Source organism: Microbacterium sp. (assembly GCF_036277215.1).
Lineage (GTDB): Bacteria > Actinomycetota > Actinomycetes > Actinomycetales > Microbacteriaceae > Microbacterium.
This window is the reverse complement of the sequence record NZ_DASUNI010000164.1, coordinates 1-2,321: the sequence shown is the minus strand read 5'-3', so window position 1 is coordinate 2,321 and position 2,321 is coordinate 1. Positions and strand designations below refer to the sequence as shown.

The following is a 2,321-nucleotide window of genomic DNA, read 5'->3' as shown; positions in this document are numbered from 1 at the left end:
GCGGACCGTCTGCTTGAGATGTCTGATTACGACCTTTGCGGATGGCAGTGAACGCAGTGAGTGTGCAGCCCGTCGGGTTCGCGGAGAAAGGGTGCGAACTGGTCGAATGCGAGGTTCCGCCCGCATCGGTTGCAGTGTTTCGTGCCGTCGGGATGGCGCCTTTGGCGCGCACGCGCGATCTGTTCGGGAGTACGGGTGGCTCGTCGCAAACGGTCGTTTCGTTGTTTCACGCGCGCAAGCACAATGCGTTCGTCGTCGGTGAGATGGGTCCGCTGGTACATGGCCCTCCTTCGGGGGAGGCGTTGCTCGCGCAGTATTGACGGCTATACGACGCTCCCCAGAGCGGTCGGTGCTGTCGATCGGGGGGGTTCGGGCCCCACCACTGTTGACACTACGCCTCTTCCACCTGGAAGGCGGGTTCCACGACATGGATTGCGGCGCAGCTGAGCGATCAAGATCCCTCCGCGAGCGAAATTGTGCAGACGCCCTTGAGCAATGACCGATCGATTCCTAGAATCCCGCAGCGAAGGGAGCGAACCGACATGGACGGACCAGATCTTCTCGCGGCACGACTTCTCCGCGCAATGGTCGCCGACGACGTCGACGCTGTCAGTCACCTCGTCATCGAAATCGAAGACAGCGGCTACGCCGGCCTCGTCGCCACGGGACTCGCGCAGTCCTACATCAGTGAACTGCTCAAGACGGCCAGACGCGAACCGCTCCTCCGTGCCCTCGAAGCGAGGATCCTCGAGCTGACTACCGTCGCCGAGGATACGAACGACAAGTCGACCTGATCACCGCTCGAGCATCCTACGTCCGCTTGTCAAAGATCTTCATTGGCGGATGCCGTCAGTGCGAGGCGCCGACCGGCGCCTTGCGCTTCGCGACTCTCATCGCCGCGAACACGATCCCTGCGATGATCAGTCCGACCACGAGGCCGAACAGGCCCGACAGCGCTGTGTCAACGACCCACTCGGCGACCGGTCCGAGCGCCTCGATCGCGTGCGTCGCGGCGTGCAGCAGGTTGTACGGGCCGTCCCAGAAGGTTTCCGCCAGATTTGCGATCACCAGATGGCCCCCGACCCAGAGCATGGCGACGGTGCCGATGATGCTGATGACGCGGAACACCGTCGGCATCGACCGCACGATCCGCTCCCCGGTGCTGCGCACCTGGCGAGCCGAGCTCTCCGCCATCCGCAGCCCGACGTCGTCGATCTTGACCAGGAGCGCGACGGCACCGTAGACGAGCAGCGTCATTCCGACAGCGATCACGGCCAGAGCGCCGGCGGTCATCCAGATCCCGAAGTCCGCGTCGAGACTGGCGAGGGAGATCAGCATGATCTCTGTGCTCAGGATGAGATCTGTGCGGATCGCGCCGAACACCAGTTTGCGCTCGTCCCGCGGTTCATCCTGACCAGGGCCGTGGTGAGCGCCGAACCACTCCATCACCTTCTCGGCGCCTTCGAAGCAGAGGTAGGAGCCGCCCAGGATGAGCAGCCACGGCAGCACCCACGGCGCGAAGGCGGTGAGTAGCAAAGCGATGGGGATGATGATGACGAACTTGTTGACGAGACTGCCGATCGCGATCTTCCCGACCATCGGCAACTCCCGTGCGGGCGTGATCCCCTGCACGTACTGCGGGGTGACGGCCGCGTCATCGATCACCACACCGGCGGTTTTCGCGCTCGCTTTGAGGGCGGCGGTGAGGATGTCGTCCACGACTGCGAGCAAACCGACCGACAATGCGCAACCCCCGCCTCGAGCCTTCGACGCGCAGGAGCGGGCCGATCGACTTCAGGCAGGCTAGTGCAGCATTGCCTCCTCGACGATCGGCTTGCAATTGGGCAACCGTTATGCAGGCAACGTGCCGGTGGCGCCGGTCAGCGGACACGGGCGGTCAACTGGGGCAGTATGACCACTGGTCATTAGATATGCGCTGGTTTACCGAGGCGTGATCATCTGATGGCAGGGATGCCTACCGGGCACTGGCTAAGCGATCGTCGACGTGGTCTCATTTAGCGACCGGCAACGATCCGCGTACGAGCGTTGCGAAAGTCCGGCCCGGCCTACGCGCCATGATCGGTCGTTTTCTTCCGCAAGAATTGCCACGCGATCGAGAACCTCATTCTCAATCGGGCCGCGAATCCCCAGTCTCGATCCGGCGCGTCAGTGGTCCACGCGTCCCGCTCACAGATCCGAGAAACTTCGGCGCGCCCTCAAGTGCCGATCGTGGAGACCAACACGCCGCGCTCGGCCACGTGCACCTCAATGGCCATGTCGACAAGGCCAATGCCGGCCTCGATCTCCAGCTCGTCGCCCGC

General features: G+C 63.5%; 2 protein-coding genes. One reads left to right on the top strand and one right to left on the bottom strand.

All coding sequences use genetic code 11. The features are described from left to right. Positions 1 to 542 precede the first annotated feature (542 nt). The gene (locus VFX99_RS08345) at positions 543 to 794 is read left to right on the top strand and encodes a hypothetical protein (protein WP_329665831.1); all 252 of its coding nucleotides are present in this window, start codon (positions 543 to 545) and stop codon (positions 792 to 794) included. Between the two features lie 55 nt (positions 795 to 849). On the opposite strand, the gene VFX99_RS08340 is transcribed toward VFX99_RS08345, so the two are convergent. Beyond that, positions 850 to 1,743, bottom strand: a complete 894-nt coding sequence (locus tag VFX99_RS08340; protein ID WP_329665830.1) for a DUF808 domain-containing protein — start codon at positions 1,741 to 1,743, stop codon at positions 850 to 852. Between the last annotated feature and the right edge of the window lie 578 nt (positions 1,744 to 2,321).